26 protein-coding genes are annotated in these 23,456 nt (G+C 61.2%); 12 read left to right on the top strand and 14 right to left on the bottom strand.

All coding sequences use genetic code 11. The features are described from left to right. Nucleotides 1–24 precede the first annotated feature (24 nt). Both FVE67_RS07715 and FVE67_RS07710 read right to left on the bottom strand, forming a co-directional pair. Nucleotides 25–759, bottom strand: a complete 735-nt coding sequence (locus FVE67_RS07715; RefSeq protein WP_168720030.1) for an ABC transporter permease — start codon at nucleotides 757–759, stop codon at nucleotides 25–27. Further along, nucleotides 756–1,607, bottom strand: a complete 852-nt coding sequence (locus FVE67_RS07710) for an ABC transporter ATP-binding protein (protein ID WP_168720029.1) — start codon at nucleotides 1,605–1,607, stop codon at nucleotides 756–758. Before FVE67_RS07710 ends, FVE67_RS07715 begins: the two co-directional genes overlap by 4 nt. Nucleotides 1,608–1,627: 20 nt before the next feature. Here FVE67_RS07710 and FVE67_RS07705 point away from each other — a divergent pair, with 20 nt between their 5' ends. Continuing rightward, nucleotides 1,628–2,164, top strand: a complete 537-nt coding sequence (locus tag FVE67_RS07705) for a DUF488 domain-containing protein (RefSeq protein ID WP_210534586.1) — start codon at nucleotides 1,628–1,630, stop codon at nucleotides 2,162–2,164. Here FVE67_RS07705 and FVE67_RS07700 read toward each other — a convergent pair. Further along, nucleotides 2,134–2,634, bottom strand: coding sequence for an HIT family protein (locus FVE67_RS07700; RefSeq protein WP_168720028.1), 501 nt, complete (start codon nucleotides 2,632–2,634; stop codon nucleotides 2,134–2,136). The two genes, FVE67_RS07705 and FVE67_RS07700, sit on opposite strands and share 31 nt — an antisense overlap. Before the next feature lie 177 nt (nucleotides 2,635–2,811). Here FVE67_RS07700 and ccsB point away from each other — a divergent pair, with 177 nt between their 5' ends. From ccsB to cobD, 6 genes are read left to right on the top strand one after another with little or no spacing between them, the layout of a single operon-like run. Continuing rightward, nucleotides 2,812–3,648 (top strand): c-type cytochrome biogenesis protein CcsB, encoded by an 837-nt coding sequence (gene ccsB, locus FVE67_RS07695; RefSeq protein ID WP_168720362.1) that lies wholly within the window; start codon nucleotides 2,812–2,814, stop codon nucleotides 3,646–3,648. A 2-nt stretch (nucleotides 3,649–3,650) separates the two neighbouring features. Next, complete coding sequence (locus FVE67_RS07690) at nucleotides 3,651–6,374, top strand: [protein-PII] uridylyltransferase family protein (protein ID WP_168720027.1); 2,724 nt, start codon at nucleotides 3,651–3,653, stop codon at nucleotides 6,372–6,374. Further along, nucleotides 6,298–7,389 carry a tRNA preQ1(34) S-adenosylmethionine ribosyltransferase-isomerase QueA gene (gene queA, locus FVE67_RS07685; protein WP_168720026.1) on the top strand — a complete coding sequence of 364 codons (1,092 nt, stop codon included), beginning with the start codon at nucleotides 6,298–6,300 and terminating at the stop codon, nucleotides 7,387–7,389. Before FVE67_RS07690 ends, queA begins: the two co-directional genes overlap by 77 nt. 37 nt (nucleotides 7,390–7,426) lie before the next feature. After that, the gene (locus tag FVE67_RS07680) at nucleotides 7,427–8,488 is read left to right on the top strand and encodes a deoxyguanosinetriphosphate triphosphohydrolase (RefSeq protein ID WP_168720025.1); all 1,062 of its coding nucleotides are present in this window, start codon (nucleotides 7,427–7,429) and stop codon (nucleotides 8,486–8,488) included. Between the two features lie 9 nt (nucleotides 8,489–8,497). Next, on the top strand, nucleotides 8,498–9,289 hold the full coding sequence (purN, locus tag FVE67_RS07675) for a phosphoribosylglycinamide formyltransferase (RefSeq protein ID WP_168720024.1): 792 nt from the start codon (nucleotides 8,498–8,500) through the stop codon (nucleotides 9,287–9,289). Continuing rightward, on the top strand, nucleotides 9,286–10,347 hold the full coding sequence (gene cobD, locus FVE67_RS07670) for a threonine-phosphate decarboxylase CobD (RefSeq protein ID WP_168720023.1): 1,062 nt from the start codon (nucleotides 9,286–9,288) through the stop codon (nucleotides 10,345–10,347). The genes purN and cobD overlap by 4 nt, the downstream gene beginning before the upstream one ends. On the opposite strand, the gene FVE67_RS07665 is transcribed toward cobD, so the two are convergent. The 10 genes from FVE67_RS07665 to FVE67_RS07620 form a co-directional block, all read right to left on the bottom strand. Further along, nucleotides 10,318–11,181, bottom strand: a complete 864-nt coding sequence (locus FVE67_RS07665; protein ID WP_168720022.1) for a helix-hairpin-helix domain-containing protein — start codon at nucleotides 11,179–11,181, stop codon at nucleotides 10,318–10,320. The genes cobD and FVE67_RS07665 overlap by 30 nt on opposite strands. A gap of 98 nt (nucleotides 11,182–11,279) precedes the next feature. After that, nucleotides 11,280–12,755 carry an alginate export family protein gene (locus FVE67_RS07660; protein ID WP_168720021.1) on the bottom strand — a complete coding sequence of 492 codons (1,476 nt, stop codon included), beginning with the start codon at nucleotides 12,753–12,755 and terminating at the stop codon, nucleotides 11,280–11,282. A 167-nt stretch (nucleotides 12,756–12,922) separates the two neighbouring features. After that, nucleotides 12,923–13,243, bottom strand: coding sequence for a TusE/DsrC/DsvC family sulfur relay protein (locus FVE67_RS07655; RefSeq protein WP_168720020.1), 321 nt, complete (start codon nucleotides 13,241–13,243; stop codon nucleotides 12,923–12,925). 44 nt (nucleotides 13,244–13,287) lie between these two features. Continuing rightward, on the bottom strand, nucleotides 13,288–14,223 hold the full coding sequence (locus tag FVE67_RS07650) for a radical SAM protein (protein WP_168720019.1): 936 nt from the start codon (nucleotides 14,221–14,223) through the stop codon (nucleotides 13,288–13,290). Further along, nucleotides 14,210–14,680 (bottom strand): N-acetyltransferase, encoded by a 471-nt coding sequence (locus FVE67_RS07645; RefSeq protein WP_168720018.1) that lies wholly within the window; start codon nucleotides 14,678–14,680, stop codon nucleotides 14,210–14,212. Before FVE67_RS07645 ends, FVE67_RS07650 begins: the two co-directional genes overlap by 14 nt. Further along, on the bottom strand, nucleotides 14,677–15,291 hold the full coding sequence (locus tag FVE67_RS09500; RefSeq protein ID WP_168720017.1) for an SPOR domain-containing protein: 615 nt from the start codon (nucleotides 15,289–15,291) through the stop codon (nucleotides 14,677–14,679). Before FVE67_RS09500 ends, FVE67_RS07645 begins: the two co-directional genes overlap by 4 nt. Before the next feature lie 3 nt (nucleotides 15,292–15,294). Beyond that, on the bottom strand, nucleotides 15,295–16,920 hold the full coding sequence (argS, locus tag FVE67_RS07635; protein ID WP_210534584.1) for an arginine--tRNA ligase: 1,626 nt from the start codon (nucleotides 16,918–16,920) through the stop codon (nucleotides 15,295–15,297). After that, a complete protein-coding gene (locus FVE67_RS07630) occupies nucleotides 16,886–17,062 on the bottom strand; it encodes a hypothetical protein (RefSeq protein WP_168720016.1) in 177 nt (58 codons plus the stop codon). Before FVE67_RS07630 ends, argS begins: the two co-directional genes overlap by 35 nt. Continuing rightward, nucleotides 17,059–17,247, bottom strand: coding sequence for a CooT family nickel-binding protein (locus FVE67_RS07625; RefSeq protein WP_168720015.1), 189 nt, complete (start codon nucleotides 17,245–17,247; stop codon nucleotides 17,059–17,061). The genes FVE67_RS07630 and FVE67_RS07625 overlap by 4 nt, the downstream gene beginning before the upstream one ends. Before the next feature lie 77 nt (nucleotides 17,248–17,324). After that, nucleotides 17,325–18,062 (bottom strand): RluA family pseudouridine synthase, encoded by a 738-nt coding sequence (locus tag FVE67_RS07620; protein WP_168720014.1) that lies wholly within the window; start codon nucleotides 18,060–18,062, stop codon nucleotides 17,325–17,327. A gap of 29 nt (nucleotides 18,063–18,091) precedes the next feature. On the opposite strand from FVE67_RS07620, the gene FVE67_RS07615 reads away from it, so the two are divergent. From FVE67_RS07615 to FVE67_RS07595, 5 genes are read left to right on the top strand one after another with little or no spacing between them, the layout of a single operon-like run. Beyond that, complete coding sequence (locus tag FVE67_RS07615; RefSeq protein ID WP_168720013.1) at nucleotides 18,092–18,379, top strand: LapA family protein; 288 nt, start codon at nucleotides 18,092–18,094, stop codon at nucleotides 18,377–18,379. Next, nucleotides 18,376–19,140, top strand: coding sequence for a YkgJ family cysteine cluster protein (locus FVE67_RS07610; RefSeq protein ID WP_168720012.1), 765 nt, complete (start codon nucleotides 18,376–18,378; stop codon nucleotides 19,138–19,140). Before FVE67_RS07615 ends, FVE67_RS07610 begins: the two co-directional genes overlap by 4 nt. Next, nucleotides 19,127–19,795, top strand: a complete 669-nt coding sequence (locus tag FVE67_RS07605) for a histidine phosphatase family protein (RefSeq protein ID WP_168720011.1) — start codon at nucleotides 19,127–19,129, stop codon at nucleotides 19,793–19,795. The genes FVE67_RS07610 and FVE67_RS07605 overlap by 14 nt, the downstream gene beginning before the upstream one ends. Beyond that, complete coding sequence (locus FVE67_RS07600; RefSeq protein WP_168720010.1) at nucleotides 19,770–20,732, top strand: sensor histidine kinase; 963 nt, start codon at nucleotides 19,770–19,772, stop codon at nucleotides 20,730–20,732. The genes FVE67_RS07605 and FVE67_RS07600 overlap by 26 nt, the downstream gene beginning before the upstream one ends. Then, the gene (locus tag FVE67_RS07595) at nucleotides 20,722–22,074 is read left to right on the top strand and encodes a sigma-54-dependent transcriptional regulator (RefSeq protein WP_168720009.1); all 1,353 of its coding nucleotides are present in this window, start codon (nucleotides 20,722–20,724) and stop codon (nucleotides 22,072–22,074) included. The genes FVE67_RS07600 and FVE67_RS07595 overlap by 11 nt, the downstream gene beginning before the upstream one ends. Here FVE67_RS07595 and FVE67_RS07590 read toward each other — a convergent pair. Further along, nucleotides 22,071–23,456, bottom strand: coding sequence for a hypothetical protein (locus FVE67_RS07590; RefSeq protein WP_168720008.1), 1,386 nt, complete (start codon nucleotides 23,454–23,456; stop codon nucleotides 22,071–22,073). The two genes, FVE67_RS07595 and FVE67_RS07590, sit on opposite strands and share 4 nt — an antisense overlap.

Here is a 23,456-nt window from a genome sequence, read left to right as displayed (position 1 = left end):
TACTAACCCGCGTCTGCCCCACCCTCAATCCCGGGCCCGGTCCACGGAGTGATAGGCCAAAAGGAAACCCAGGAGGGAAAGGAAAAAAAGCACCCCGGCGGAAAAGTAAGGGACGGGGTCCCCGTAGGCCGCGGAGCGAATAAGATGCGAGGCGTGGGTCACCGGAAGGAGCTTCAGAGGGAGACGGGCCCATTCCGGAAGGCCCTCTACCGGAAAGAAGGTGCCCCCCAGAAAGACCATGGGAGTAATGATAAAGTTGGTTACCAGGGCCTGGTCGGCATGGGAGCGAATGACCATGGCGGAGGTCACCCCCAGGGAGGCGAAGACGAAGGCGTTGAGGAAGACCCCCAGGAAGAACCAGGGCCCGAAGTGGAGATGGATCCCGGCGAGCATAGTGATGGCCAGAATGACAAAGGTGGAAAGGAAGGCCCGGGTGACTCCCCCCAGGATCTCTCCCAGCACGTAGGCCCAGTTGGCAATGGGGGCGGCCTGAAATTCCTCAAAGATCCGCAGATAGAACCGGGCCACGTTGATCTCCACATTGATTCCGAACCCCTGCATCATAGAGCTTGCGGCCACCACCCCCGGGACCAAAAATTCCAGATAGGGTCGCCCCCCTACGGTGAGATGTTTGCCCAGGCCGAAACCGAAGGCGATGAGATAGAGGGTGGGGGAGACAGAAAAGGAAAGGAGCATGCGGGGAAGGCGGTGCCAGATGATGAGAAGCTCCCGCAGATAGACCGCCAGAAAACCCCTCATACCTTCCTCCCGGTGAAGTGCAGAAAGGCGTCTTCCAGGTTCACCCGGCGGATGGTCACGCTCTCCCCGGCGCGGGAAAGGCGCACGGCCTCGCGCTCGGCCTCCTCCCGGGTGCGGAAAAACCGGGTGGTAAGCCCCTCCTCGGTCACCAGGTCTACGGCCACCTCTCCCAGATGGGCTATAAGGTTTCCGGGGGTATCCAGGGCCACGATGCGTCCCCGATCCAGGAAGGCCACCCGATCAGCCAGAAACTCCGCCTCCTCGATGTAGTGCGTGGTAAGGAGGATGGTGGTCCCCCGGGTCTGGATCTGTTTGATGAGTCCCCAGAGTCGGCGCCGGATGTGAGGGTCGAGTCCTACGGTAGGCTCGTCCAGGAAGAGGATGTGGGGCTCATGTAGCAGGGCCCGGACGATAAGCAGCCGGCGGCGCATGCCCCCGGAGAGGGTGCGCACCCGATCCCCGCGCCTTTCCCAGAGACCGGAAAAGCGCAGGAGTTCCTCGGCCCGCCTGCGGATCTCCCTACAACTCAGGCCAAAAAGGAGTCCGTGGATGAAAAGGTTTTCCCAGACTGTAAGTTCCAGGTCCAGGTTGGTGGCCTGGGGGACCAGTCCGGCCATGCGTTTGGCGTAAAGGGGATCGGCAAAGATGTCCCGACCGAAAAACCAGGCCCGTCCTCCAGAGGGCCGGGTGAGCCCGGTGAGAATGCGGATGGTGGTGGTTTTCCCGGCCCCGTTCGGGCCGAGGAGGGCGAAAAGTTCCCCCTCACGGATCTCAAAGGAGATCCCGGAAAGGGCCCGCAACTTTCCGTAATCTTTGATAAGCCTTTCCACCCGCACCGCCGCGGACATGGAGTATGATTAAACCAGAAATGGCGGAAATCATCTACACCGTGGGACATTCCACGCATAGGGCCGAAGAGTTCCTGAGGCTCCTTAAGCGCCGCAGGGTCCGGACCCTGGCGGACATTCGGCGCTGGCCCTCCTCGCGCCGCTTCCCGCACTTTCGGGCCGAGGCCCTGCGGGATTTTCTAACGGCCCACGGGATCCTCTATCGGCACTTTCCGGCCCTCGGGGGCTGGCGCAAACCCCGGCCCGACTCTCCCAACACCGGCCTCACCTCCCCGGGCTTTCGGGGCTACGCCGACCACATGGAAAGCCCGGAATTCCAAGAGGCCCTCTCGGAACTCCTGGACCTGGCCCGGAGGGAGCCCACGGCCCTCATGTGCGCCGAGGGCCTTCCCTGGCGTTGCCACCGCTGGTTCCTTTCGGACCTCCTCCTGGTGCGGGGCCTGCGGGTGCTACACATCCTTCCAGACGGAAACTTACGCGAACACCGCCTCCACCCCTTAGCCCGCCGCAAGGGCGATCGGGTGGTTTATCCCGCGCCCCTCAATCTCTCGAAATAGGGGTAGAGCTTGCGGTAGGTGGCCACCAGGTGCTCGGGAATCACGCGGATGTCCGCGAGCACGGCCATGAAGTTGGCGTCCCCTTCCCAGCGGGGGACGATCTGGAGGTGGAGATGATCCGGATAGCCGGCCCCAGCCACCCGCCCCAGATTAAACCCCACGTTGAAACCATCGGGCTTCAAAACCTCGCGCAGGATGCGCAGACAGTGCTGGGCCATTTCCATAAGATCGGCCAACTCCTGTCGGGAGAGATCCGTAAGATCCGGCACATGCCGGGCCGGAGAAACCAGAAGATGGCCGGTATTGTAAGGAAACTTGTTCATGAGGACCAGGACCTTTTCGTCCCGGTAAAGGATGAGGCGCTCTTCGTCGGGGAGGGCTCCCGGTGGGGGACAAAAGATACATCCCGGCTCCTTCTTTCCTCCCACGTACTCCGCCCGCCAGGGAGCCCAGAGGACCTTCCTTTCCATGGCCCGTAAGTTTACCCATCTTCGGTCCTTCGGCAAGGTTTCTGGGCTCCGTTTTCCGTGTTAGAATGCTCCCAAATTTGAAAGGAGGCCAGGATGAGGCTCAAAGAAATTCTCGGAGGTTTGGGTTTGGCCCTTCTTCTTTACGGGTTTCTAGCCTTTAAGGGGCACTCCCCCGCTATCTCTCACGCCTTCCTTCTAAGCCTGGTCACTTTCATCTATCTGGGGGCTGGGGTGGGCTATCTCCTCTACTGGATCTTCCGCTGGGAGGGTATGGGACGGGTGGCCTCGGCCGTAGCCTGGGCCGGGCTCCTTCTCAACACCGCCGGGTGGGGCCTTCGCTGGTGGGAGTCGCACCAGTTGGGCTATGGGCATATCCCCCTTTCCAACCTTTATGAATCTCTCATCTTCTTTGCCTGGGCCACCATGGCCGTCTATCTCTTTCTGGAGCTCAAATTCGGCGGGCGCATCCTAGGGGCCTTCGTGGCGCCCATCGCGGCCCTGATCATGGCCTACGCCTCCTTTGCCACCAACAGTGAGATCGAGCCCCTGGTCCCGGCCCTTCAGAGCAACTGGCTTACCGCCCACGTGATCACCTGTTTTCTGGGCTACGGGGCCTTTGCCGTGGCCTTCGGCCTGGGATGGCTCTACCTCCTGCGCCCCAAGAACCCCGGAGAGGATTCCCTCTGGCGCTATGTGCCCGGAAAGGAGGTCCTGGACAACCTCATGTATAAAGTCATCCTCTTCGGATTTTTCTGGCTCACCGTGGGGATCATCACCGGGGCGGTCTGGGCGGATCAGGCTTGGGGCTCCTACTGGAGCTGGGACCCCAAGGAGACCTGGTCTCTTATCACCTGGTTTATCTATGCCGCGGCCATCCACGCCCGGCTTACCCGGAGCTGGACCGGAAAACGCATGGCCGGCCTGGCCATCATAGGTTTTGCCGCCGTCCTTTTCACCTATTTCGGGGTGAACTTCTGGCTCTCGGGGCTCCATAGCTACGCTTCCTCCTCTTAAGTGTGGAAGAACTCCTTGAGAGGCAACTGGAACGTCTTTCCGAAAACCTGGGCCCGCAGGTCCTTAGGGCCGCCCGGGCCTCTCCCCATTTTCCTTATCTTGCAAAGCTTCTCACCTTTTCTCCCTATGCCGCACGTCTTCTCACCACCCGATCCGAGATCCTGGCCCCTTTCCTTCGCCCGGAGCCCCTGAGAATTCTCGGAGCCCGGGAGCTTTCGCAGGAGGCCCGCCTGGCCCTTTCCCAGGCCCGGGGACTGCGGGAAGCGGCCCGGGGACTTCTTCCCCTGAAACAACGCGAAATTCTCAAGATCCTGGCCCGGGATCTGGCTGGAGAATCCTTTGAGCTCACCGCCCGGCGGGTGACCCGGCTGGCCGAGGCCCTGGTCTCCTCGGCCCTCAGGACCCTGGCCCGCTGGAAGGGCCTTTCCCCCGAGGACTTGGTGGTGCTGGCCTTCGGGAAATTCGGCGGTCGGGAACTCAACTACGCCTCCGACCTCGATCTGGCCTACTTTTTTCTCCCCGGAGTGGATAAGCTCCGGGCCATCCAGGTCTTCGAGACCCTTACCCGGCTTCTCGACACCCTCTTTGAGGGCGACCGCCTCTGGAAGGTGGACCTGCGCTTGCGCCCCGGAGGGAAAGAAGGAGAGTTGGCGGTAAGCCTGCGCTACGCCCGAGACTACTATCTTTACGCCAGTCATCCCTTCGAGCGCCTGGCCCTCATCCGGGCCCGTCCGGTGGCCGGGAATCTGGCCGCCGGATACGCCCTTCTTGCAGCCCTGCGTCCGGTAATCTATCCCCGGTATCTGGATTTTGCCTTCCTGGAACACCTGCGGGATCTTAAAGAACGCATCCAGCGGGAGGCCCGCCGCCGGGGGGCCGAGGAGGACCTCAAGGTGGGCCGGGGCGGGATCCGGGAGGTGGAGTTCCTGGTCCAGGGTCTCCAGGCTATCTACGGAGGGAAACACCCGGAGTTGCGCAGCCGGCGGGTGCTGGCCGCCCTGGCCCGCCTGCGCCGACGGGGCATCCTGAAGGAGGAAGAAGCCCGGCGCCTCCGGGAAGCCTACCTCTTCCTGCGCACCGTGGAACACCGCCTCCAGACCCGCCACTTTCAGCAGACCTTCCGCCTTCCGAAAGAACCTCTGGCCCGGCTCCTTTTGGCCCAAAGCCTCGGCTTTGAAGACGAAAAGTCCTTCCTGGAGCACCTTTCCCGCATCCGCGAGGAGGTTTCCCGGGCCTTCGGGGCCTTCCTGGCCCCCACCTGCCCCCGGGAAAGATCGGAAGTGGTAGAGCTTCTGGTCAAAGCCGTCTACGAAAACGGTCCTCTGGCGCAGGCCGCAGCCTGTGCGGAGATCCCCGAACACCTTCTGGACGAGCTCCGGCGAAAGCTTTCCTCCCGAGGGCCTTTACTTACCCGCAAGGCCCAAATCCTAAGGCGCCTTCTTCCCCTGCTTTTTGAAGCCGTACTGGCCGAAGAGGACCGCGGCCGGGCCCTCTCCCGGTTTCTCACCTTTTTTGACCGCCTGGGTGGACGCCTGAGCCTCCTTTCGGCCCTGGAAAAGGCCCCCGAGGGCCTCCCCCGCCTCCTGAGGCTCCTTTCCCGTTCGGAATATCTCTGGTACCTGACCGAAGGAGAACCCCGGGCGGTGGAGGCCCTTTTTGAACCCGAAGCCCCCCAAAAGCCCGAGGCCCTGGCTTCCATGCTCCAGGGCCTTCCCCTGGACGAGGCCTTGGGGACCCTGAGGATCCTCAAAAACGAAACATGCTTCCGTACCGCCGCCGGCTGTCTCGAAGGCCTCCTCACCGTGGAAAAGGCCACCGAGGAACTCACCCGCCTGGCCAAAGTTTTTGCCCGTCTAACCCTGGAGATCGTGCTCCGGGAAGTGCGGGAAAAACACGGTCCGCCCCCGGGACCCTTCGCCGTGCTGGCTCTGGGAAAGCTCGGGGCCCGGGAGATGGGCTTCCGTTCCGATCTGGACCTCCTTTTCGTCTACGAAGGACCTCCTGAGGCCGGTTATTACTGGAGCCGGGTGGCCCAGCGTTATCTTTCCTACCTCACGCTCAAGACCCCCGAGGGGGAGGGCTATCCGGTGGACGCTCGTCTGCGGCCCGAAGGGCGTAAGGGGCCGCTGGTAAGCTCCCTTTCCGGGCTTCTCACCTATTATCGGGAGGAGGCTCGGCTCTGGGAAAGGGCTGCGGCTGTCCGCCTGCGGCCCCTGGCCGGAGATCGGGACTTGGGCCGCCGCACCAACCTGGCCGTAAGAAAAGAACTGGCCCGAAAGGGGCTTTCGGAGGCCGAGGCTCGGGAACTTTACGAGATGCGTCTTTACATGGAAAGGGAGCGGGCCCGAGAGGACGAGAGATCTTTCTCTCCCAAGCTGGGCTACGGGGCGCTCGCCGACCTAGAGTTCCTGGCCATGGCCGCAGCCCTGCGCCGGCTCTCTCAGACCCCGGAATTTACCGAAACGCGTACCCCAAAACTCCTCGGACTCCTTCCCGAGGGCCCCGCCCTTCGGGAACACTACGCCTTCTTGCGAGCGGTAGAACAATACCTTATCCTTCTTTTCGACCCCCGGGAGGAAGACCCTCTCTATCCCCGGGAGGCCCTTTCCGGGCTCGTTCCCTATCTAGGCCCCGAGGTGCGCGAGCGCTATGAAAAAATCACACGCGAGAATCGGGAGTTTCTCCGAAAATATCTCCTCGGAGATTCCGGAGGAGTTCCGGCTTGAGGCTTACGATTATGAGCTTCCGGAAGAACTCATCGCCTATCGGCCGGCGGAACGACGCGAGGCCTCGCGTCTTCTGGTCCTCCATCGGGAAAGCGGCCGCCTCGAACACCGGGACTCCTTCGCCGCCATTGAAGAGTATCTCCGTCTGGGCGATCTCCTGGTATTGAACGACACCCGGGTCTTTCCCGCCCGGCTCCCGGGACGCAAGGAGACCGGTGGCCGGGTGGAGATCCTCCTCCTCCGGCTGCCGGAGCCCGGAAAGCCTGTCCCGGCCCTTTACCGGGGGAAAAAGCTCTTTCCGGGCTACCGGGTCATCTTTTCCGAAGAACTTGCGGCCCGGGTCCTTTCGCTGAGTCCGGAGGGGGAGTTGCAACTCCTTTTTGAGGGCCCGGAGGACCTCCTTTCGGCCATCAAGAAGGTGGGGCTCGCTCCCCTTCCCCCTTATATCAAAAGGGAACCCCAGCCCGAGGATTTCCTGCGCTACCAGACGGTGTATGCCCGGCGCGAGGGCTCCGTGGCCGCCCCCACCGCCGGACTCCACTTTTCCCAAGAACTTCTGGAAAGGCTCAAGGCCCGGGGAGTGCGACTTTCCTTCCTCACCCTACACGTGGGCTACGGGACTTTTGCCCCGGTAAAGAGTCCGGATATCCGCCAGCACCGCCTCCACGAAGAGTTTGTGGAGGTGCCGGAGGAAACGGTAAGGGCCGTAGAGGAGACTCGCCGGGAGAGGGGGCGGGTGGTGGCCGTGGGGACCACCACGGTGCGGGCCCTGGAATGGGCCGCTCTTTCCGGAGAGTTGCGTCCGCGCCGGGGTTGGTGCGATCTTTATATCTATCCGGGTTTTACCTTCCGGGTGGTGGAGGCCCTGGTGACCAACTTCCACCTCCCGCGCTCCAGCCTTCTTATCCTGGTTTCGGCCTTTGCCGGCCGCCGGCGCATCCTTTCGGCCTACCGGGAGGCCATCCGGCGGGGCTACCGCTTCTATTCCTACGGCGATGCCATGCTGATTTTGTAAATCGGGCGGGATAAAATAAACCGAGAGCCGGAAAAAAATGACTCCGCGGGAGAGATGGGAGGCCCTGGAGGAAGAATTTCTTTCGCCCTGGGCGGCGAAGGCCGCCCGGTCTCGGGGAAGACTGCGTCCGGAAGCGGAATGCCCCCTGCGCACCTGCTTTCAACGGGACCGGGACCGCATCATCCACAGTAAGGCCTTTCGGCGCCTCAAACACAAGACCCAGGTCTTCCTGGCCCCCACCGGGGACCACTACCGCACCCGCCTCACCCACACCCTGGAGGTGGCCCAGATCGCCCGTACCATGGCCCGGGCCCTGAGGCTCAATGAGGACCTTACCGAAGCCATCGCCCTGGGCCACGACCTGGGCCATACCCCCTTCGGACACGCCGGAGAAGAGGTCCTGAACGAACTCATGCCCGGAGGCTTTCGCCACTACGAGCAGAGCCTGCGGGTGGTAGATTGTCTGGAAAAGGAGGGCCGGGGGCTCAATCTGACCCACGAGGTACGGGACGGAATCCTCAAACACTCCAAGGGCCTGGGGCCCATACTCTCTCCCGAAGACGATCCCCCGCTCACCCTGGAGGCCCAGGTGGTGCGCCTGGCAGACCTCATCGCTTACGTGAATCACGATCTGGACGACGCCCTCCGGGCGGGAATCATCCGGGAAAGGGACATCCCTAAAGATTGCCTCCAGATCCTGGGGCACCGCCATGCGGCCCGGATCAACACCGTGGTCCAGGACACGGTGCAGGAAACCCTGGCCGCCGGGGACGGCCGTCTCCACCTCTCGGAGCGGGTGCTGCGGGCCCTGAGCGAACTCCGGGAGTTTCTTTTCGAGAGGGTCTACCGGGCCCGGGAGGTGCGCCGGGAGTTCGAAAAAGCCCGCCGGGTCCTGATCGATCTCTTTGAATATTACCTGCGCCAGGAAAGCGTCTGGGAAAAGGAGATGCCCTGCTACGAGGAGGGGATCTACAAAGAACGCATGGTCTGCGACTTCATCGCCGGCATGACCGACCGCTACGCCCTATATCTTTACGAGAAACTCTTTCTCCCCCGCCCCTACCCCATTACCTTGACAGGTGCGGACCGGGGAGACTAAAAGGAGAACATGTACCGGCTGGGTTGGTTTTCTACGGGAAGGGACGAAGCGGCCCGACTCCTTCTGGAGACGGTCCAGGCCCGCATTCAGGAAGGGTTCCTCCCGGCAAGGATTGCCTATGTCTTTGTGAGCCGCAGACCGGGAGAGGATCGGGAATCGGACCTCTTTTTTGAACTCTGCCAAAAGCTGGGGCTTCCCACGGTCCACCTTTCGGCCCGGGAATTCGAGCCCGAACTCCGCCGGAAGGATCGGGAGGCCTGGCGGAGGGTCTATCACGCCCGGGTCCTCGAGATCCTTCCCGAGGAAGTAGATCTCGTAGTGCTTGCGGGCTACATGTGGGTGGTCTCCGAGGAGATGTGCACCAGGCTTCCCATGCTGAACCTCCATCCGGCCCTTCCCGGAGGCCCCAAAGGGACCTGGCAGGAGGTGATCTGGCAGCTCATCTCCGCCCGGGCCGCGGAGACCGGGGCCATGATGCACCGGGTGACCCCGGTGCTTGACGAAGGCCCGGCGGCCACCTTTTATCGCTTCAGCCTGCGCACCCCGGATTTCCTTCCCCTCTGGGAGGCCTGCGAGGAAAAGCTTCTGCGCAAGGGGCTTTCCGCCCTCCAGGCCGAAGAAGGAGAAAGCCTGCCCCTCTTTGGCCGGATCCGGGAGGAAGGGGTCCGGCGGGAACTTCCCCTCATCGTTTACACCCTCAAGGCCTTTGCCGAGGGGGAGATCTCTTGGGAAAGCCCGGAACTCCCCCTGGATCTTTCCGCAAGGATCGAGGAGCACCTCCGCACCGGGGCCTGGCGTTGATCCGAGGACACGGAGGCGAGGTCTATCACCTGGCCCGGGCCCTTTCCCTGGCCCCGGAAGAGATCCTGGATTTTAGTAGCAACGTGAGCCCCCTTCCCCCTCCGGAAGGCCTCTACGAACTCCTTTCCGCCCACCTTTCCGAGATCGAACGCCTCCCGGAGGCCGACAGTTTCAGCCTGCGGGAGGCCCTGGCCGCCCGTTTCGGAGGGGCTCCGGAGCGCTACCTCCCCTCCTCCGGGACCACGGAGTGGATCTTTGCCCTGCCCCGGGCCTTGGGGCCCCGCCGGGTCCTCATCCTGGCCCCCACCTACGCCGACTATGAAGACGCCTCCCGGGCCGCCCAAGTCCCGGTAAAGATCCTCTTTGCCCGAGAAGAAGACCTCTTCCATCCCCCTCTTAAGGAGCTCACCCGAGAAATCCGGCCGAAAGATCTGGTCTTCCTTTGCAACCCCAACAACCCCACCGGAGTCTTCCTCCCTCGGGCCTCCCTTTCCGAGCTGATCTATTCCTTTCCGGAGGCCACCTTTGTGGTGGATGAGTCCTATCTTCCTTTTGCCGCCGAAGAAAGGGAAAGCCTTCTTACCCTAGACCCCTTCCCCGAAAATCTGGTGGTCCTCTTTTCCTTTTCCAAGATCTATCGGGTGCCGGGCCTGAGGCTGGGCTTTGCCGCGGCCGAAGGCCCTCTGGGGGGGGTCCTTTCGGACTGGCAACTCCCCTGGGCGGTCAATCGTCTGGCCCAGGTGGCCGGCCCCTTTCTCCTTTCCCGAAAGGACCACGAGGAAAGGGTAAGAGCCCTGGTGCGGGAGGAAAGGCCGCGCCTGGCTCAAGGACTTTCGGCCCTGGGGCTTCGGGTCTTTCCCTCGGAGGCCAACTTCGTCCTGACCAAGCTTCCGGAGAATCTTTCCGGGGAAAGGATTTTTGAAGAGCTTCTTAAGCGGAAGATCCTGGTACGGGTCTGCGGAAACTTCCGGGGTCTTTCGGAAAACTTTTTGCGCTTTGCCCTGCGGAGCCCGGCAGAAAACGACCGCCTACTTCAGGCGCTTGCGGACCTCCTTTAGATACCTGAGGACCTCTTCCGGGGCGTAGGTGCGCAGGGCCTCGCGATAGAGGCCTTTGCGCAGGCGATATTCCACCTCGGAAAGACGCTTTTCCAGCTCCTGATTGATGCGTCGCAGGCGCTTGTATTCCGCCCAGCGGCGCAAAATGGGCCCCTGGCCCAGCTTGATCCCGTATTCGGTGCGGGTTCCCCGGCGGGCAATGGGAGAGCCCCCGTGCAGAAGACGCATGGCCTGCCTGTTCTCCTCGATCTGCCGGCGGAGCCGGTCCCTTTCCTTGACCAGGCGCAGGACTTCTTCCCGATACCACTTAAGGTCCCGGCCCAGAATGTCCGTCTTGGGACGGGAGGGCTCTCTGGCCGGCCCTGGAGTCTCCGGGGAGGGGGCCGGAGGGGCCTCCGCCCGAGGGCTTCCGGCGGGAAAGGGGATCCTTTCGGCCCGGGAGCGAAAGCGAGGGGGGATCTCCTCCGGAAATTCCGTAAAATGCACCACCCCTTTCTCGTCCACCCAGCGGTAGATGTAGGACCGGCCCGGGGCCGGGGAGGCCTCTCCTGCGGATACCTTCATCCCGGAGGGAGGGCTTTCCGGAAATTCCAGATAGGGGCGCAGGCGTTCCAGGCGCCGGGGGCCGATCCCTTTTACCTTCAAGAGGTCTTCCGGGCTCCGGAAGGGCCCGTGTTGCCGGCGATACTCCACGATGCGCCGGGCCAGGCCCCGGCCGATCCCCGGAAGGGCGGCCAGCTCCTCCACCGAGGCCCGGTTGGGATCAAGCGCCCAGAGGGGAAGGGCCAGAAAGAGAAAAAGGACCGCGCCCAGAAAGAACCCTTTCAGCCTCATCAAAAAATATTAAAGCCGCCACGGGAAAAAAGTAAAGGCCCAAAGAAAAAGGGGCGGCCTTGCGGCCGCCCCTTGAGATCTTTACCGGGCAAAATCCCTTAGAAGGTGTAGGTCACCCCCACCGAGACCCGGTACATATCGTCGGCATCCGTATACCCCCCGGTGGGATGGTAATCATTATCGACAGCTTTGCGGGCCCAGGCGTCCAGGGCGTCTCCGGCCCAGAGGTAGCCCGCAGCCAGATCCACGGTAAGCCCGGGATAGAGCTCGTACTTGGCATAGAGGTCAAGCTCCCAACCCACCTCATCCTCTTTGTGGGTCTTGTGGTTAGCATCCGTCCACTTGGCATCCTCGTCGAACTTCATGTAGTTGAGCGCCGCCGCCAGGGAAAGCTTCGGAGTGGCCTTATAGTCCACCCGCAGACGATACATCTGGAAGCCCAGCTGGTTGAGGTAAGGAGCGCTGGAGACCGCATAGCCGTCATCAAAGGCCCCGTCCTCAAAAAGGACCACGCTACCTTCGGTGTGGGTATCCACAGCCATATAGCTCTCCACGTCTCCCTTGGTGGAATTGTCGTCGCCGCTGGCCCACCAGAAGAGGAAGGAGACCCTGGTCTGCTCGTTCACCTGATAGCCCAAATCCGCATAGAAGAACCAACCATCGAAATCTTCATCCTTAGTGTCGTTATCAATATCCCCGGCGTCGCCCCCCATGCGAATCAGGCCGAGGTCCACATCCACCCCCCGGACCGCAAACTGGGCGTCACCTCCGAGATACCAGGGCTGAACATCCGTCGAGAGCTTCTCCCCCACATTGTAAGGGACCGAAACCCCTTCCTGTCCATTCATGGGAATGAAAAAGACCTTGGCCATGGCCTTGTCCACATTGAGAACCTTGGCCAGGTCGAAGATGAAAACGCCGGCATAGGCGTCAAAATCGTTATTTTGATTTTCGTCGAGCCAGGTATTGTCAAAGCCCCGCACCCAGACGAAGACAAAGGTGGTGTCCACCTGGCCCAGAGTGGTCTTCCCCATCAGATCGATCCCCGGAGCGGTCTCGTTCCAGAGAAAGCGGTTTACGAAATAAGGGTTGAGACCGGCCCGCAGCCGCAGCCCCAGGCTCTGCCCAAAGGGAAGGGCAAACTCCAGGGACATCTGACGCACCTCAATGTTTTCATTGTCGTTTCGCAGCTCAAGTCCCCCGTTTTCACCAAAGCGCAGGGAACCTACCTCCATGGCCCAGGTGCCCTTCACCTTACCGTCGTCACTTGAGGCCACCGCCCAGAGACGAAACTGGAGTGAGGCCCAGGTGTCATCAAGATCCACGTCATTCCCGTTAGCATCTTTTACGCTATCCACGGTAAGTCCCTCGCCACCGGCCCCATTTCGCGCATCGAGTTTGTACCACTGCGTATACGCTCCCTGAAGACCATTTACCAAGTTAGGGGTCTCACTCTTTTCCAGCATCCCCCAACTGTTGGTGGTCTGGAGCTTGGCCCCGAACTGCCCGTGCAACTCCACCTTGGCCGCCTGGCCCAAGCCGGCCCAAACCAAACCGAAAACCAAAACCGTCATCCAAATCCACACCCTCCTCATCATTCAACCTCCTTTATAATTTTGTTACCCTCTTTTTACCAACTTTTCACTTCAAAAGCCAAAATCCCCCACCCCTTAACAATAAAAGGCGACCCTCCCTTCAACCCCTTGCTTCAGGGAAGGCCGCCTTCCAACCCACTTTCCACTTACACGCAACCCGTAGGCTTGGGAAGCCCGGCCATCTTACAGGCTCCCTTACCCGGACCGGAGGGGAAGAGCTCGTAAATCTTCTTGAGAGGATAGCCCGTGACCTTGGAAAGGATCCGCACCATGGGCGCCACGCCGTTTTTCTTGTAGTAGTCCTGAAGAACCTTAATGACCTTCCAGTGCTCCTCCGTAAGCTCCTGAATACCCTCCTGCTCCTTCACATACTCCACCCACTCCATACACCAGGCATCCAGACCTCCCTGAAGGAACCCATCCTCATCAACTTCAAAAACCTTTCCTTTGTACTCAACCGTGGGCATGCCTACCTCCTCCTTTCCGTGGTTTCTCTAGGTTTGTTAAATACCTACTCTCCATCCCCGGAATTGTCAAGGAGGATTAAGGGCAGAAGAGGCCAGTGGGTGCGATCCAGATTAAAAAGCCCAGCCCTTTGGGCCTCGGAAAGAGCATTATGCCATTCTTTTTTCGTTAAGGGACGATTAATCGGTTTTATCTCAAAAGCCTGCCCCTCTGGATGATAATGACCCATAATATTGACCCGCACCGCGGGAGAGATTTCCCGGGCTAGAAAGCGCAAAATTTCGTCTGTTTGGGCCAGATTTTCTGGAAGGACCAGGTGCCGCACGATGAGTCCTCGCTGAGCCACCCCCCTTTCATCGAGCCTGAGCCCGTCTACCTGACGCCACATTTCCTTTATGGCCTCGCGGGCCCGCTGGGGGTAGTCCCGGGCCCCGAGGAGCCTTTCCGCGGTCTCCGGATTCCAGACCTTGAAATCCGGAAGATAAAGATCCACCACCCCCTCGAGGGCCCGCAGGGTCTCTACCCTCTCGTAGCCCCCGGTATTGTAAACCACCGGAAGCCTCAGGCCCGCCTCCAGGGCCCTCTCCAGGGCCGCGAGGATGGCCGGGATCTGGGGGGTGGGAGTGACCAGATTCAGATTCTCGCAGCCCCTTTCGGCCAGCTCCAGAAAAATCCCGGCCAACTCCTCCACGGTGATCTCCTTTCCCCGGCGCTCGCGGCTGATCTCCCAGGTCTGACAGAAGACGCAAAAGAGATTACAGCCGGTAAAAAAGACCGCCCCGCTTCCTCCCTCCCCCACCAGACAGGCCTCCTCCCCGAAATGGGGTTCGTAGCCCGAGACCACCGGGGCCGCCGGAAGGCCGCAGCGGCCAAGCTCCCCGGCCCGGCGATCCACCCCGCACTCCCAGGGACAGATCCTACACTCCTCAAGCTGGGGGCCCAAGATCTCCCGCGCCCGGCGGACCGCCTCAAGCTCGGCCATCCTCAAGCTCCCTCACCAGGGCCACCTCGTCGCACTCCGGGAACTTGGGGCAGCGGATACAGTCCGCCCAGACCTTGTGGGGGAGCTCCCCCTTGTCGATCTCGCGAAAGCCCAGGCGCTCAAAAAAATCCGGGACCACGGTGAGGACAAAGACCCTCTTGAGCCCCAGTTCCCGGGCCTCGGCCAGAGCGGCCCGCACCAGCTCCGCCCCGATCCCCTCCCGCTGAAATTCCTCGCTCACCACCAGGGAGCGGATCTCTCCCAGGTCCTCCCAGACCACGTGTAGCCCACAGGCCCCGGCAATAAGATCTTTTTCCGGGACCTCGTAAACGAAAAACTCCCGCACGCACTCGTAAAGTTCCCCTAGGGGCCGGGGAATGACCTGGCCGGTCTTGGCAAAATGGGAGATGAGGCGATGGATGTCGCGGACGTCGCGCAGGCGGGCCTTGCGGATCACCGGGAGACCTTCTTGATGTAGGCGGTCTTGACCAGCTTGCGGGCCTTGAGCTCCCTATAGGCCTTCTCCGCCTCGGCCTGGGTCTCAAAGCGCCCTACGTAGATCCGGTGCCAGGTCCCCTTGCCCGGAAGATTTACCGTGACCACTTCTGCGGCATAGCCCCGGTCGCGAAAGGCCCGGGCGTAGCGCTCGGCCTCGGCCCGATCCCGGAAAGAGGCCACCTGAAGCACATAATATTCTCTGGGCTGGGGAACGGGTTTTTTGGTCTTTTCGGAAGAAGCAGAGCTTTTCGGAGGGGAAACCACCCGGGCCTCTTCTGGCGGCACCTTTTGGGGAGTGACCTCCTTCGGAGCCTCCGGGGGCGCGGCCTGGGGAGAGGCCGTAAGATTCCCGGGAAGGGCCACCGGAGGAGGGCTTACCTCCTCGGCCGGAACCTCCTCCGGGACCTTCTCCTTGAGGGTCTTTTCGGCCACCGGAGAGGCCCCTTTGCCCACCAGTCGCTGGCCAAACCAGACCCCCAGGACGAACATCCAGAAGAAAAGACAGACCAGAAGGAGGAAGACAAAGACCATCCCCAAAAAGCCCAGTTCGAAGCGGAATCTCTTGGCCATGATTCACATCCTTTCCGGGGCCGAAACCCCGAGGAGATTTAACCCGTTGGCCAGCACCTGTTTCACCGCCCGGGCCAGGGCCAGCCGGGCCCGGGAAAGGGCCCGGTCCTCGGAAAGGAAGCGGTGCTTGGTGTAGTAATCGTGCAGGGCCTCGGCCAGATCCAGAAGATAGTAGGTAAGGCGATGCGGCTCCAGGGCTTCGGCGGCCTCCTCCACCACCTGGGGAAAGAAGTCCAGGAGCTTGAGGACCCGGAGATCCTCCGGGGTCTCAAGCAGGGAGGGCTCGTAGCCCTCCGGAGAAAGGCCCTCCTCTTCGGCCTTGCGAAAGACGCTGGCCAGCCGGGCATGGGCGTACTGGACATAATAGACCGGATTTTCGCTCTTCTGGCTCTTGACCAGTTCCACGTCGAAATCCAGAGGGGCGTCACACTTGCGGGTAAGAAAAGTGAAGCGCACCGCGTCCCGGCCCACCTCTTCCATAAGCTCCCGCAGGGGCACGAACTCCCCGGCGCGGGTGGACATACTCTTGAGGCGCCCCCCCTCGATAAGATTTACCATCTGGATGAGAAGCACCCGCAGTCTTTCGGGCTCAATCTTAAGGGCCGCGAGGGCGGCCTTTAGCCGCGGGACATAGCCGTGATGATCCGCCCCCCAGACATCCACCACCAGATCAAAACCCCGCTTGAGGAATTTTTCCCGATGGTAGGCGATGTCCGAGGCAAAATAGGTGGGCTCGCCGTTGGCCCGAAACACCACCCGGTCCTTCTCGTCGCCGAAGGCCGTGGCCCGGAACCAGAGGGCCCCGTCTTTCTCATAGAGGTAGCCCGCCTCCCTTAAGGCGGAGAGGGCCTCTTCCACCTCGCCCCGTTCGTAAAGCTCCCTTTCGGAGTACCAGACATCGTAATGGACCCCGAAGTCTTCGAGATCCTTACGGATCTCCGCCAGGATCTCCGAAAGGGCAAATTCCCGGGCTACGGATACCGCCTCTTTCTCGGGAAGTTGAAGAAGATCCGGACGCTGCGCCAGAAGCTTACGGGCTATCTCTATAATGTATTCGCCCCGATAATGATCCTCGGGGAAGGTGATCTCTTCTCCAGAAAGCTCCCGGGCCCGGAGCCAGACCGACCGTCCTAGGACCTCCATTTGACGGCCCCGATCGTTGATATAGTACTCGCGCACCACGCGGTAGCCGGCAAAATCCAGGAGCCGGGCCAGAGAATCTCCCACCGCCGCCCCGCGTCCGTGTCCGATATGTAGGGGGCCGGTAGGATTGGCGGAGACAAACTCCACTTGCACCTTGCGGCCGGCCCCGAGGGCGCTGCGCCCGTAATCCGGGCCGGCCGTAAGCACCCGTTCCACCACCGCCTGCCAGTAGGCCGGGGCCACAAAAAAATTGAGAAACCCCGGCCCGGCCACCTCTACCCGGCGGAAAAGTTCCTTTCTTTCCGCAAGCCTTTGGGCCAGTTCCTCGGCCAGATCCCGAGGCTTTCGGCCCAGACGGCTCGCGGCCACCAGGGCCGCGTTGGTGGCCAGATCGCCCATCTCTTCCCGGGGAGGAGGTTCCACCTGAAAGGACACTCCCTCCGGAAGATACTCAGTCAGTAGTTCCCGAATCTTCCTTACGATCATGCTCGGTATCCCTCAGAGTGACATCCGGGCTAAAGTCCGGGCAGCGGATGGGCTTGGTATTGTCAAAAGAGAAACGTTTGCGACAATGCTCGCGCCAGGCACAGCGGGCACAGAGGACCGGCTCCTCCGGGGCTCTCTTCATGCTTCCTCCAAGACCACGGTATGTTTGAGAAAGTCGATCTCCCGAAGGCGCCCTTTTACCCGGCGGGGCTCCTCAAAAAAGGCCTTAAGCAGGATCTCCTCCCCCTGCATCTCCAGGGCCACCACGTCCCGCATGAGTTCTTCCTCCTGATCCCCGCGTTTTACCACCACTCTCGCCTGACACATCCCGCCACCTCCCTTTGGTCAAAATTCGGCGGATCTCTGGGCGGTATTATACCAGGGCCGGGAAGGGACCGAAACCGCTATTCAGGGATTTTCGGAGCCCCCTCCGGAAGGAGAAAGGCCCGCAGACGGGAGGGACGAAGGGGGACCGCGGGAAAGTACTCCGGGGGCGGGGCCCAGAGAAAGAGAAAGCAATCCCGGACCGGGTGTCTCAGGGCCAGGGCCAGGGCGTGCAGCAGGATGGCCCGACCCTTCTCCACCTTCCGCCGCGATCCGTAGCGGCGATCCCCCACTACCGGATGGCCCAGATGGGCCAACTGGGCCCGGAGTTGATGCTTGCGCCCGGTCTCCGGAAAAAGAAGAAGGACGGTATGGTGAAGGCCCCGGGCCAGGGTCTCAAAACCGGTCACCGCCTCCCGAAAGCCCTGGGCCGGGTCCTCCCGCACCAGGGTGCGCCCCTCTCTTTCATCCCAGAAGAGATAATGGCGGAGGAGGCCGGCCTCCAAAGGAAAGCGCCCCTCCACCACTGCTAGATAGGCCTTGCGCACTCCTCCCTCCCGAAAGGCCAGGGAAAGCCTTCCTGCAGCCTTGGAAGTCCGGGCCAGAAGGACCACCCCGGAGGTCACCCGATCCAGGCGGTGGACCAAACCCAGATAGACCCTTCCGGGTTTGGCGTATTTTTCCTTAAGGTAGGCCCGGGCCCGGGAAAGCAGGGTCTCGTCCCCGGTGCGGTCCCCCTGGACCAGGACTCCCCCGGGCTTGGCCACCGCCAGAAGGTGAGAGTCCTCGTAAAGGACCTCAAGCCCCTGCCTTGACACCTCTCCGACCCCGTTCCATACTTTAGGCCATGGAATTTTACCTTATTTTAGCCGCGGTTCTCGGCGTGCTCATTGCGGCCTTTGCCATTCAGAATGCCGCCCCGGTGGCGGTCAAATTCCTGGTCTGGCAGTTTGAAAGCTCGCTCGCGGTAATCATTATTCTCTCACTTCTGGCGGGAATGATCCTCATCTTTTTGCTTTCTCTTCCGGGCCGCCTCAAACGTCGCAAGGAACTTTACGATAAGAATCGGCGCATAAACGAGCTGGAAAAACGCCTGGCGGACCTCGAAAAGCGACTGGCAGAAAAGGGCCCATGACCCTTCCTCCCGTCCTCATCCGTCCGGACTACGCCTATGAAGCCAAAAGGGAGTTGCTTGAGGCCCTTTACGCCTTTGTGGAAGAGGAAGCCTCCCGTTTCGACTTTCGGTGCGAGCCCGGCTGCTCCTCCTGCTGTACCACCCAGCTTTACGTGACCAGCCTTGAGGCCCGCTATCTTCTTGAGGATCTCCCCCCGGAACTCAGGCAGCGGCTTCTTTCCCTTTCCGATTACCCCCGTCCGGCAACCAGCCCCAACACCATGGCCCTTCTTCTTATGCGGGGAAAGGAGCCCCCGGAGGATGAGCCGGGAGAGATCCGGCCCTGCCCCCTTTTGGGCTCGGAAGGGCTCTGCCTGGTCTATCCCCGTCGGCCCCTCACCTGCCGGGTGATGTTTTCCCGGGTGCGCTGCTCCCTTTCCGGGCAGGCCGAGGTCCCCCCGGAGTTTCTGGCCCTGGCCAGCCTTCTCTTCCAGCTCCTCGAAGAGCTAGACGCAGGGGGGGTTTACGGACACCTCACCGATGTGGTCCGCTTCCTAGAGGAGTTAGAAAAGGGGGCCCCGGAGGTCCCGGAATGGCTTTCCGGAAACCGGGAGGCCCCGGATCTGGCCTATCTTCCCGAAGAAGACGCCCTGCGGCAGGCCTTGGCCCGACTTTACCGGAGAAAACTTCCCTCCGGGCGAACCTTCAAGGAGGTCCTGGACGAAATCAAGAAGGGTTTTGGCCCTCGAGAGGCCCTTTCTTTCCTCGATGAAATCCTCTAATCCCCTTCTCGTCCTCCTCTTACGCCACGAGGAGACCCTCAATCCCGAGGGACGGCTCTACGGTCAGGAGGAGGTCTCCCTTTCGGAGACTGGACGCCGGCGCACCGAGGCCCTAGTAGAGCGCCTTTGCCGCTTTCCGGTGCGAGCGGTTTACGGAAGCGATCTTTCCCGCTCGGCCTACGGGGCCCAAAGGCTGGCCGCCCTTACCGGGGCCCCGCTGCGGCTTACCCCGGATCTTCGCGAAATAGACTTCGGGGCCTGGACCGGGCGCACCTTTGCCGAACTCCTTAAAATCCCGGAATTCCGTCTCCGGCTTTCCGACCCCGAGGCCCTGGCCCCGCCCGGCGGAGAAACCCTGGCGGAGCTGGCCCAGCGGGCCCTCGGAGTGCTTACGGAGATCCGAAGGGAATTTTCCTCCGGGCTGGTGGTGATCTTCGGGCACGGAGGCCTTAACCGGGCCCTCCTCTGCCGCCTTTTGGAGCTCCCCTTGCGCCGTTTTTTTTCCCTGGAGCAGCGTCCCGGGGCCGTGAATCTCCTGGTCTTTTACCCAGAGGCCTCCCCCCTTCTCGCCCTCTTCAACGCCCCTTCCGATTTGGACCTGGGTCCGTATCTCGATTATTATGGAATAGGTGCCCATCCCTATCGAAGACCTTGAAGAGGCCGCAGGGCTTTTTGAAGGTGAAACTCCCCGGGCCCTGAACCGGGCCTTCCGGGAACTCTTTGCCCTGGGGGACAAGGAGCTTCCCCTTTCGGAGTTGCTCACTCCGGTTCCCGAAAATCCCGGACGCTTTGAGGCCCGCCGCCTCACCCCGGCCGAACCCCCTCTCTTTCTCAAGGGCTTGCGCCTTCCTCTTTCGGAAGGGCTCAGCCTGGTGGTAGTCTGGGAAAAGGAACTCCCGCATCTTTCCACCGGGGAAACCGCCACGGCCCTGGCCCGGGCGGCCAGCGAGATCGCCCACGAACTCAATAACCCCCTAGGAGGGATCCTCCTTTATAGCAATCTTCTGCGGGAGGACCTTCCCCCGGAAAGCCCCCTCCTCCAGTATGTGGAAAAGATCGTCAAGCTGGCCACCCGGGCCCGGATCATTGTGAAGACCCTTCTCAATTTTGGGGAAATAGAGGAGGGGCCCCGGGAGCCGGTGGAGATCAATACCCTGCTCAAGGAAATGTACGAAATTGTGGCCGACTACCGGGTGCTACGCCACGTGAGGCCGGTCTGGGAACTGAGTCCCACCCCCCTCTACACCCTGGGGATACGCACCCGGCTGGAGCAGGTCATCCTGAATCTCCTGATCAACGCCGGAGAGGCCATGGGCGGAAAAGGAAAGTTGCATCTCCGTAGCGGGCGAAAAGACCACCGGATCTTCTTCGAGGTCCAGGACACCGGTCCCGGTATTCCCCCGGAGATCCTTCCCCGGATCTTTGAGCCCTTTTTCACCACTAAAAGGGAGGGGAAGGGCACAGGACTTGGCCTGGCCATCTCCCAAAGTATAGTTAAACAACACGGAGGACACCTGGAGGCCCACAACCCCCCGGAGGGTGGGGCCCTTTTCCGGGTATGGCTCCCGGAGCTTGCGGAAAATGAAAGCTAAGGGACGAGTACTGATCATTGATGACGACGCCGGCATCCGGGACGCCGCCTTTCAGGTCCTCTCCCGCGAGGGCTATGAGGTGGAGATGGCCGGAACCGCAGAAGAGGCCCGCCGGCTCGTCGAAGAATACGAATTCGACGTCATTTTACTAGACCTCAAGCTTCCGGGAGTGGAGGGCCTGGAACTGCTTCAGGAAATCCGCGAGGAAGACCCCCAGGCCCAGGTGGTGGTCATCACGGCCTACGGCACGGTCCAGGTGGCGGTCTCGGCCATGAAGCTCGGGGCCGCGGACTTCCTGCAAAAGCCCTTTAATCCCCAGGAATTGCGTCTGGCCGTCTCCCGGGCCCTAGAAAAAAAGCGCCTCACCCTGGAAAACATCTACCTCAAGCGGGCCCTGGCCGAAAAGGAGGGCCAGGTGGAATTTATCGGCCAGAGCCCGGCCATTCGCCGGGTACTGGAACAGGCAGAGATGGCCGCCCAGACCGACTCCACCGTCCTTCTCACCGGGGAGTCCGGCACCGGCAAGGGGTTGCTGGCCCGGCTTATCCACCGGATGAGCCCCCGGGCCGAAGGGCCCTTCGTGGCCGTGGACTGCGGCACCCTGGTCCCCACCCTCTTTGAATCGGAACTTTTCGGACACGTGCGGGGGGCCTTTACCGGGGCCACCCAACACAAGATCGGAAAATTCGAGCTGGCCAACGGAGGGACCATCTTCTTCGACGAGATCGGAAATATCTCCCTGGACATCCAGGCCAAGCTCCTCAAGGCCGTGGAGGAAAAAGAAATCTCTCCGGTAGGCAGCCACCGCTTGGTGCGGGTGGATGTGCGCATTATCGCCGCCACCAACAAAGACCTTCGAGAGGAAGTCCGGGCGGGACGCTTCCGGGAAGACCTCTACTTCCGCCTGCATGTCATCTCCATTCAACTACCACCCCTCAGGGAAAGACGGGAGGACATCCCCCTCCTTGCGGAACATTTCCTGAAGCGTTACGCCCGCAAGCACTGCAAACCGGTGGAAGCCCTCTCTCCGGAGGTCCTGGAGGCCTTTTTGCGCTATCCCTGGCCGGGAAATGTACGGGAGCTTGAAAATACCATCGAGCGTCTGGTGGTCTTTGCGCGCAAGCCGGTAATCGGCCCGGAGGACCTTTACTTCGCCGGCTTTGAAGACCAGGCCCCGGATCTCACCCTCGAAGAGGATCTCCCCTTGGAAGAAGTGGAAAAACGCCATGTGTTGAGGGTCCTGCGGGCCTGCGGAGGGAACAAGACCCTGGCCGCCCAGAAGCTGGGCATCGACCGCAAGACTTTGCGGGAAAAACTCAAGCGCTGGGGGGTGACCCCTTAAAGGTCCTTCCAGAAGATTTCGAAATGCCAGTGGCCCTCACAGCGCCCCAAGCCCAAAAGACCGTTCAGAAGACGCAGGTAAAGGGTCTCTTTGCCCATCCTTACTCCTAAAAGAAAGGCCAACTCGTGTAGGCGGCTCTCCTTCTCCCGTTCGTAGCGGTAGAGCCCCCAGAGGACCTTGATATAACTGCGCTCGGGTCCGAAACGGTAATACTCAAAGAGTCGCAGGAAGGAACCGATATTGCGCTCAAGACCCTCGTCGTAAAAGGGAAGAAGGGCCGGAAAATAAAAGAGACTTCGGTCTTCGGAAAGGTGCTCGTAGTGCAGGAAAAAAGGCCAGAGCCGCAGAAACTTCTCTTGGGGCTTCCCCTGATAGTCCACCCGGCGGTAGTGCGAGAGGAGAAGGAAGCGCCCGGAGACCTCCTCTTCCGGGCCGCGCGAAAGATGCTCCCCAAAAAAGAGGGGCCAGAGGACAAAGTTCCTTTCCCAGTCTGCGGATTTGCGCCAGCCAAAAAGGGGCCAAAGCCGAAGCCCCCTTTCCTTTCCCCGAATGACCTGAAAGAAGGGCCAGGGGAAATCCCACTTCCGATAGGCCGGAGAGTCCACCTTCTGAAAAAAGGGCCAGAGCCAGAAGCGCCGCTGTTTCCCTTCTCCGCCCTCTTGACCGTAAAGGGGCCAGTAGTAGCGCTTTCGGTAGCGCAATTCCCCTTCGGCCCCGTAACGGTCTTCCCTTATGAAGACGGGCCAGAGGAAAAAGCGCCGCCGGTATTCCCCTTTCCTCTCTCGCCAGCCAAAAAGGGGCCAGAACTTAAAGCCCGAAAGCTCCGGCCCCCGGGAATAATTGAAAAAGGGCCAGAGAATGTTGGTGGAGAGGTTTCCGTCTTGCCGAGCCGAAGAGTAAAGGGGCCAGAGGAAAAAGCGGATCTCGTCGTAGCCCAGCCGTTCCCGCATCACTCCGTAAAGGGGAAAGATCCCCCAGTAGCCCTCTCCCCGGGAGTCTTTCCCCCAAAAGATCGGAAAGTAGGTATGGTGTTCGGCCGGCCCGGCCTTATCCTCCTCAAAAGAATCGTACGAAAAAAGCGGCACCAGACGGAAGCGCCGATATCCCTCCTCCCGATGATAGTAGCCCAGAGGAGAGAGAAAATAAATATCCTCTTCCCCGTTACGGAAGACCCGGGAAAAGAGCGGTCTTACCGAAAGGGAGCGCTCGTGGTTGTTGCGGTAAAGGCCCACCAAAGGTCCGAAGAGCTCCAGCCGCTGGGCCTCCGGACTTTGAGCATAGAAGAAAAGAGGCCACCAGTTGTAGCGGACCTCCTCCGCCTTGAGGGCCGGAGCCACCCCCCAGAGGAACCCGAGAAGGAGAAAGAGGGAGAAGCCTCTCAT

It is taken from the genome of Thermosulfurimonas marina, from assembly GCF_012317585.1.
In the GTDB taxonomy this organism is placed as follows: domain Bacteria; phylum Desulfobacterota; class Thermodesulfobacteria; order Thermodesulfobacteriales; family Thermodesulfobacteriaceae; genus Thermosulfurimonas_A; species Thermosulfurimonas_A marina.
The sequence above is the reverse complement of the archived record's forward strand: the minus strand, read 5'-3'. Positions and strand labels throughout refer to the sequence as shown.